Genomic DNA, 7,933 nt, shown 5'->3' on the forward strand with positions numbered 1-7,933 from the left:
CCGCGCGGCGTCTGAGCGTGCCAGCTTAAACTTCAGGCCAGGGCGCGCTCGCCCTGGACCGCTGCGCCGGTGCGCGCCTTCTCCACCAGATGGCCGGCGAGGCGGTGGGCCAGCGCCATGATGGTGAGGGTCAGGTGCTTGTCCGGCAGCACGGGAATGACGCCGCCGTCGCAGACATAGACGTTGTCCAGGTCGTGCAGCTTCAGGTCCGCATCCACCACGCCCTTGTCCGGATCGGCGGTGGTGGCGGTGGTGCCGGCATAGTGGATGCCGGTGCCGGTGTTGTCGCGCGAGGGATAGATGGAGGTCGCCCCGGCATGGCGCAGCACCTGGCGGCCCCAGCCGTTCATGGCCTCCATCATGGCTTCCGCGCGCGGGGTGGCGGAGAAGTCCACCGCCACATGGCGCACGCCGAAGCGGTCGCGGGTCGTGCCCGGCCGCACCCGGTTGGCGGGGGTGGGCTCGCCGGCGCAGAACAGGCCGAGCGTCACGTAGGAATGGAACATGAAGCGGGCGAGCCGCTCCTTCATGAAGGGCGGGAAGCGCTTCATGCCGGCGAGATAGTGCGGAATGTCAGGCACGCCGTGGATGGCGTGGCCGATGAAGGGGAATTCCTCCCCGTCCGGCAGCCAGCCGCGCGACATGAGGATGAGCAGGTCGCCATAGCCGATGTCGAAGTCGCGGCCCTTGCCCCACAGCTTCCACAGCGAGGTGGACAGCACGGCCTTGGGATTGTCCTGCAGCCGCAGGCCGAGCTGGCCGGCGGCGTTGCCCATGCCTTCGGGCGCGGCTTCGTCGGCGGAATTGAACAGGATGCGCGGGCTCTCGATGGCGCCCGCCGCGAGCACCACGGCATCGGCGGTGAGCACGCGCGCCTCGCCGGTGGCCATGTCGCGATATTCGACGCCCATCACCCGCTTCGTGCCCGGCTCGCGCAGCAGCCGCACCACCTTGGCGCCCTGGCGCAGCTCGTAATTGGGCAGGTTCTCGATCTCGGGCAGCAGCCGGGCGGTGAACTTATAGACCGCGCCGGTGGGGCAGCCGGAGGTGCAGATGCCGGTTGAGACGCAGGCGTTGGGGCTGTCCGGCCGGGTGTCGATGGCCTTGCGGTTGGGGATGGCGTGCGAATAGGGCTCGTCCATCGCGTTCACCGCGTCGACGATCATCATGTCGGCGGGGCGCAGCGGCTTGGGGGGCACATAGATGCCGTCCGGCAGCTCCTCCAGATGCTCCTCGGTGCCGCAGACGATGATGCGCCGCTCCACCGCCTCGTAATGGGGGGCGAGGTCGGAATAGGAGATGGGCCAGTCCCGGAAGTCGCGCGCGGAGAAGCGCACGCTCACGCCGTTCCAGAGGTTCTGGAGGCCGTTGACGGCGAGGATCTGGTAGTGGTGGAAGTTATTGTCGGGCCAGCCCGTGGAGCCGTCCGCGCCCTTCTCGAACAAGGGATGGACGAACAGGCTGTCGTGCGGCTCGGCCGGCCACACCGTGTTGGCGCGGATGCCGAAATCGAGCTGGGTGCCCGGCGGGTCCACGCGCTTGAAATGGTCGTCGGCGAGGCGTCCGCCCTGCTCCAGCGAGACCACGTTGAGCCCGGCCTTCGCCAGCTCGTAGGCCAGCATGCCGCCGCCGGCCCCGGTGCCGACGACGATCACGTCGCAATGGGTTGCCTCAGTCACGCGCGCCTCCCGAAGCCGTCCCGGCCAGCGGCCGCTCGCCGACCAGCGGCCATTCCCCCACCGAGCCCAGGAAGCTGGGCGAGGCGAAATGCACGTACTCGAAGAAGGTGCCCACCGCCTCCGCATCCTCGGCGAGGTGCTCGCGATGCACTGCGCCTTCGGGGAAGCCGGAGCGTTCGGCGATGCGCCGGAAGGCGGTGTTGAGCTGGGTGTTCAGCGCCGCGATGCGGGCAAGGTCCGCCACCATCGGCTCCAGCGCCGCGTGGTAGGGGCCGAGCGGCAGGAGGGCGACGACCAGCGCCTCGAAATCGAGGGGGGCGTCGGGAGAGGTCTCGCTCATGGGGTCTCCTCAGGCCGCGTGCAGGCGGCCGAGCTCGCGCAGCGGACGGCCGCTTCTGAGGTGGCGCTCGATCTCTTCCAGGCTCACGCCGTTGGTTTCCGGCACCAGCCACTGGGTGAAGGCGAGGCCGGCGACGCACACCACGGCATAGAGGCCGAACACGCCGGCAAGGCCGAACTCGGCCACCAGCACGGGGAAGCTGAACACCACGATGAAGTTGAAGCCCCAGTTCACCAGCGAGGCGATGCTCATGCCCAGCGCCCGGCAATCCAGCGGGAACACCTCGGACATCATCACCCACGGCAGCGGGCCGATGGCGATGGCGAAGGAGGCGATGTAGAGCACGAGGCCGGCGAGGGCGAGCACGCCCAGCGAGGGGCTGCCAGTGGCGGCGGCGATGGCGATGGCGCCCAGCGACACCGCGGTGCCGGCGAAACCGATGAGCAGCAGCAGGCGCCGGCCGAGCCGGTCGATCAGCATCATGCCCACCACCGTCATCAGCACGTTCACCACGCCGATGCCGGCGGTGGCGAGGATCTGGGTGGTGGTGGAGCTGAATCCCGACAGCTCGAACACGGTGGGCGCGTAATAGATCACCGCGTTGATGCCGGAGAGCTGCTGCAACAGGAACAGGCCCATGGCGACGATGAGCGCCGGGCGCACGCGGGGTGAGAGCAGGTCGGCGAAGGTGGCCTTGCGGCCCTCGTCGGCGGCCGCAGCGGCGCGGATCTCCTCATATTCGGCGGCGACCGCGGGGTCGCTCTCCGGCCGCTCGCGCATGCGGGCAAGCGCCGCCTTCGCCTCGGCGCTGCGGCCGCGCATGGCGAGCCAGCGGGGCGTGTCGGACAGAGCGAAGATGCCGCCGAACAGCAGCACCGCCGGCACAGCGCCCATGGCGAACATCCAGCGCCAGTTCTCGTCGAAGGCGTAGCCCACCACATAGGCGCCGAGGATGCCGAGGGTGATGGCGAGCTGGTAGATGGAGACCAGCATGCCGCGCTCCTTGGCCGGCGCGCTCTCGGAGATGTAGAGCGGGGCCATCATGGCGGCGACGCCCACCGCGAGGCCGATGACGAGGCGCGCGAGGGTGAGGGTGATGAGCCCGCCGGCCAGCGCGCTCAAGAGCGCGCCGCCGATGAACAGGATGGCGGACCACAACAGCAGCTTGCGGCGCCCCGCGGCGGCGGCGAGCCGGCCGCCCACGATGGCGCCGATGAAGGCGCCGAAGGGCACCGCGGCCGTCATCATGCCTTCCGCGACGGGATCGATGCCGAGGTCCCTGCGCAGCGGTGCGAGCGCCCCGGCGATGACGCCCTCGTCGAAGCCGAACAGCGCCCCGGCGAGGCCGGCGATGGCGGCGATCAAATAGATCATGGCGCTTCCCTTCGCGCTTGTCCGCCCGCCGGACAGCCCGGCGGCGCGGCCCCCTGTGTCGTGAAGGCCCGATGTCCGGGCGTCAGGCCAGCACCACCCGCGCCACCTTGCGGACGGCGGCGATGATGTCGTCCTCGTCCTTGGTGGTCAGGGTCGAAGCGATGGTGAGCAGCGCGCCGCGGGCGTGCAGGTTGTCGCAATGGGGCAGGGCGCCGGCGGCGTAGCTGTAGCTCTCGCCGAAGGCATTGGACGGGTGGGTCCAGGGGAAGCCGTCGCGGCTGTCCGAGCGCTTGTGCACGAGGCTCGGGATGTTGGAATACCAGTGCATCCCCCACTCCCGCATGGCGAGGCAGGCGAGCGAGCCGGCCGGACCGGCGATGCCCTCCGCGCGCAGCGCGTCGACGAAGCGGCGGGCGGTGGCCTCGTCCTTCAGCGTCATCAGCAGGAACGGGCCGGTGTCGCCGGAGGGGTCGGGCACGGTGCGGAAGCCGAGGCCGGGGATGTCGGAGATCGCATTGCGGATCCGCCACTTGGATGCGCGCATGGCCCCGGTGATCTGCGGCAGCTTGCGCATCTGGGCGAGACACATGGCGCCCGTCAGCTCGGACATGCGGGCGCCGACGCCCCAGAGCTGGCAGCTCTCGTCCGAGGTGTCGAGCCGGCCCTTCTCGTTGCGGGGATAGCCGAGATCGTGCAGCGCGACGATGCGGCGGAACAGGTCGTCCCGCTCCGTCACCACCATGCCGCCGTCGCCCGAGGTCATGTTCTTGTTGAGCTGGAACGAGAAGATGCCGATGTCGCCGAAGGTGCCCACGGCCTTGCCGTTCTGGCTGGAGCCGGCGGTCTGGGCGCAATCCTCGATCAAAGCGATGCCCCGCTCGCGGCAGATGCGGGCGACGTCAGCGACGCGGCCGGGTGCGCCGCTCATGTGCACCATCAGCGCGGCGCGGGTGTTGGGGCCGATCTTGCGCGCCACGTCCGCCGGATCGAGGGTGAAGCAGTCGTCCACGTCCACGAGCTTCGGGATGGCGCCGGCGCGGACCACGGCGGCCACGCAGCTCACCCAGAGATAGCCGGGCACCAGCACCTCGTCGCCGGGGCCGATGTCGAGGGCCGACATGGCGATGGTCAGCGCGGCGGTGCCGGAGGAGACGCCCAGCGCGTGCTTGTGGCCGAAGGCGGCGCACCATTCCTTCTCCAGCGTGTCCACCATGTGCTGGAGGTCGGGGCCGTAGAAGCGGAAGGGGCTGCGGGCGCGCACCACGCGCGAGACCAGTTCCAGCTCTTCCTCGCCGATCCAGTGGGCGCCCGGCAGCTCCCACGGCAGGGGCGCGGTGCGGACCGGTTCGCCGCCCTCGATGGCCAAGCGGTTGGCGTGTTCGTGTGTCGCCGCGGAAACGGTCACGGGGTACCCTCCCTGACGGCAGCTCCGGCGAGATGCCGGGCCTATCGCCGCTCGATTTTTTGTACTTATGCTCTACTGTAGGTCGCGCTTACAAGTCCCGCAGGCCTCTCCATCTCGCGCACGTTATCAGTGCGCTACCCCCATACCCGTCGGATCACATGGCAACCTTGTTCCTCACGGCGGGCCTCGTGCTCCTCAACGGCATGCTGTTCGGCTTCAGCACGGCCTCCATCGCCGGCGTGGTCGGGACCATTTCCGAGGCGTTCGCCCTTTCCACCCGCGCCACCGAGATGATGGTGACGTCGCTGCTGGTGGGCTGCTTCGTCGGCGCGGTGCTGGCCGCCCCCATCTCCCAGCGCATCGGCCGGCGCCCCTCCTGCCTGCTCGCCGCGACCCTGGCCTTCGCCGGCTACGCGCTGGTGCCGCTGGGACAGGCGATGGCGCCGGGCGTGGGGATGCTGGTGGCGGCGCGCATCCTCATCGGCCTCGGGGTCGGCCTCTCCTCCATGGTGGTCCCCATGTATGCGGCGGAGGTGACGCCGGCGCGCCATCGCGGCGCGGTGGTGTCCCTGTTCCAGCTCGCCGTCACCATCGGCATCCTGCTCGGCTATGCGGTGCCCCTCGCGCTCACCGGCCATGCCAGGTGGGACCAGATGCTGGGCGGCGGCGTGCTCATCGCGGCGGCCTGCGCGGGCGCCGTGCTGCTGCTGCCGGAAAGCCCGCGCTGGCTCCTCTCCCGCGGCCGGATGGCGGAGGGCGAGGCGGCCGCGCGGCGGCTGGGCCTTGCCGGCGAGATATCCATGGGCGAGGGCGAGAGCGCGCCGGCCGGCAACTGGCGCGCCGTGCTGGGCCGGGGCAGCACCAGGGCGGTGCTCATCCTGTGCAGCGTGCTGTTCGTGCTGCAGAACTTCTCCGGCATCGACGGCATCCTCTATTACGCCCCGCACATCTTCACCGAACTCGGCTTCCCGGCCGGCGTCGCGGCGCTCGCCGCCACCTTCGGGCTCGGCCTCGTCAACGTGCTGGCGACCATGGCGGCCATGATGCTGGTGGACCGTCTCGGCCGCCGCCCGCTGCTGATCGCCGGCTCGGCGGCCATGGCGGTGAGCCTCGCCGTGGTGATCGGCGCGGCGCTGGCCGACTGGCCCTATGTGGCGCTCGCGGGCCTGTGCGCCTACATCGTCGCCTTCGCCCTCAGCCTCGGCCCGCTGCCCTATGTGCTCATGTCCGAGCTGTTCCCCTCGGCCATCCGCGAGCGGGGCATCGCCGCCGCCTCTGCGACGAGCTGGCTGTTCAACGCCATCGTGGCGGCGAGCTTCCTCTCGGTGGTGGAGGGCATCGGCCTTGCCGCCACCATCGGCATCTTCCTCGTGGTGTGCGTCGCCTCGCTCTTCATCTCCCTCGCCTATGTGCCGGAAACCCGACAGAAGGAACTGGAGGACATCGAGACCGACGTGCTCGCCGGCAAGGCCCTGCGGCACCTCGGCGCCTGACCGTTTGAGCCTCGCCCGGAATGGGCTAGAGGAGGGGCGGAGCAAGGCCGCGCAGGGGGAGCCAGATGCCAGCGACGTACGAGGTTTCGGGGCTGCTGAGCTTCACCATCGCCATCCTCGTCTACTTCCTCGGCGCCGGCCTCAACGAGATCATCGCCCCGCTCAAGCGCTGGAACATCCCGGAGGCCGTCACCGGCGGCATCCTCGCGGCGCTCGCCACGCTTTTCGCCTACAAGGTGGTGGGCCTCGCGGTGAGCTTCGACCTCAATGCCCGCGACCTGCTGCTGCTGTATTTCTTCACCGGCATCGGTCTCAATGCCCGCGTCTCCGACCTTTCCACCGGCGGCAAGCCGCTGGTGATCCTGCTGCTGCTGACGGTCACTTATCTGGTGCTGCAGAACGTCGTCGCTGTTGGCGGGGCGGCGGTGCTCGGCCTGCCTTATGGTGTGGGGCCGCTGCTGGGTTCGGTGTCGCTGGTGGGCGGCCACGGCACCACCATCGCCTGGGCGCCGCTGATCTCGCAAAGGTTCGATCTCCCCAACGCGCTGGAAATCGGCATCGCCAGCGCCACCCTCGGCCTCGTCATCGCCAGCCTCGTGGGCGGCCCGGTGGCGGGCCTGCTCATCGCCCGCTTCAATCTGCGCGGCACTGGCGACGACGCCCCCATGGTGGGCCTGCCCGACACCCCGGCCGAGCCCGAGGGCGGTTCGGTCAACTACAAGAACATCCTCGTCACCATCCTCGCGCTCAACCTCGTCATCATCATCGGCTATGCGCTGGAAGGCGTGGTGGAGAAGACCGGCCTCAAGCTGCCCATGTTCGTGGTGTGCATGCTGGTGGCCATCGTCATCACCAACATCCTGCCGAAGCTCGCGCCACGCCTGCCGTGGCCGGCCCGCACCCCGGCGCTGGCGCTGGTCTCCGACCTGTCGCTGAAGATCTTCCTCGCCATGTCGCTGATGAGCATGCAGCTCTGGACGCTGGGCGGCCTCGGCCCGGCGCTGGCGACCGTGCTCGGATTGCAGACGCTGGTGGCGGTGGCTTACATCCTGTTCGTGGTGTTCCCCGCCATGGGCCGGAACTATCAGGCGGCGGTGCTGGCGGCGGGCTTCACCGGCATCAGCCTCGGCGCCACGCCCACCGCCATCGCCAACATGACCGCCGTGACCCGCACCCACGGCCCGGCGCCCATCGCCTTCATCATCCTGCCGCTGGTCTCCGCCTTCTTCATCGACATCGCCAACGCGCTGGCGATCGGCTTCATGCTGAGGTGAGGGGGCGTTCTGCGCGTCCGCGATGCCGCGGCGGATATCCGGCCCCCTCATCCGTCACACGGCTGCGCCGCGCGCCACCTTCTCCCGCGAGGGGAGAAGGGAAAAGTCTGCCAGTCGCTTCAGTGCCTTGAGGTGAGGCCGGCCCGGCTCCCCTCTCCCCTTGCGGGAGAGGGGCTGGGGGTGAGGGGGAACCTCTCTCCGCGGCCGTCCGCCCTATCCCCGCGTCATGCCCGGCCTCGTGCCGGGCATCTTCCGTGATTGGGGTCAAGCGGGTTTGGCGCCGCTCCAGTCGGTTTTGTCCCTTGCGATGGCGTTGAGGATGACGAGCATCTTTCGCATGACGGCGACGAGGGCGACCTTCCCCGGCC

The 7,933-nt window shown here is 69.8% G+C and carries 6 protein-coding genes; 2 read left to right on the top strand and 4 right to left on the bottom strand.

Going from position 1 to position 7,933, the window contains the following annotated elements:
• Window positions 1-32: 32 nt before the first annotated feature.
• Genes EJ105_RS19790 through EJ105_RS19805 form a run of 4 tightly spaced genes read right to left on the bottom strand, consistent with a single transcriptional unit; the run spans window position 33 to window position 4,798 of the window.
• Window positions 33-1,679 (bottom strand): GMC oxidoreductase, encoded by a 1,647-nt coding sequence (locus tag EJ105_RS19790; RefSeq protein WP_250167695.1) that lies wholly within the window; start codon window positions 1,677-1,679, stop codon window positions 33-35.
• Complete coding sequence (locus tag EJ105_RS19795; protein ID WP_250167696.1) at window positions 1,672-2,019, bottom strand: hypothetical protein; 348 nt, start codon at window positions 2,017-2,019, stop codon at window positions 1,672-1,674. Before EJ105_RS19795 ends, EJ105_RS19790 begins: the two co-directional genes overlap by 8 nt.
• 9 nt (window positions 2,020-2,028) lie before the next feature.
• Entirely contained in the window at window positions 2,029-3,429 is a 1,401-nt protein-coding gene (locus EJ105_RS19800) for a sugar porter family MFS transporter (RefSeq protein WP_284145553.1), read from the bottom strand.
• 46 nt (window positions 3,430-3,475) lie between these two features.
• Complete coding sequence (locus tag EJ105_RS19805; protein ID WP_029557157.1) at window positions 3,476-4,798, bottom strand: DegT/DnrJ/EryC1/StrS family aminotransferase; 1,323 nt, start codon at window positions 4,796-4,798, stop codon at window positions 3,476-3,478.
• Window positions 4,799-4,830: 32 nt separating this feature from the next.
• Here EJ105_RS19805 and EJ105_RS19810 point away from each other — a divergent pair, with 32 nt between their 5' ends.
• Together EJ105_RS19810 and gltS are read left to right on the top strand one after the other, a co-directional pair.
• Complete coding sequence (locus EJ105_RS19810) at window positions 4,831-6,291, top strand: sugar porter family MFS transporter (protein ID WP_284145544.1); 1,461 nt, start codon at window positions 4,831-4,833, stop codon at window positions 6,289-6,291.
• Between the two features lie 65 nt (window positions 6,292-6,356).
• On the top strand, window positions 6,357-7,565 hold the full coding sequence (gene gltS, locus EJ105_RS19815; RefSeq protein WP_250167699.1) for a sodium/glutamate symporter: 1,209 nt from the start codon (window positions 6,357-6,359) through the stop codon (window positions 7,563-7,565).
• Window positions 7,566-7,933 lie beyond the last annotated feature (368 nt).

The organism is Xanthobacter aminoxidans (assembly GCF_023571765.1).
Classification (GTDB): domain Bacteria; phylum Pseudomonadota; class Alphaproteobacteria; order Rhizobiales; family Xanthobacteraceae; genus Xanthobacter; species Xanthobacter aminoxidans.

Excerpts from the sequence above, each read along its gene's own strand:
- EJ105_RS19810 (WP_284145544.1), top strand. The coding sequence starts at position 4,831 with ATGCCGGGCCTATCGCCGCTCGATTTTTTGTACTTATGCTCTACTGTA.
- gltS (WP_250167699.1), top strand. The coding sequence starts at position 6,357 with ATGCCAGCGACGTACGAGGTTTCGGGGCTGCTGAGCTTCACCATCGCC.
- EJ105_RS19795 (WP_250167696.1), bottom strand. The coding sequence starts at position 2,019 with ATGAGCGAGACCTCTCCCGACGCCCCCCTCGATTTCGAGGCGCTGGTC.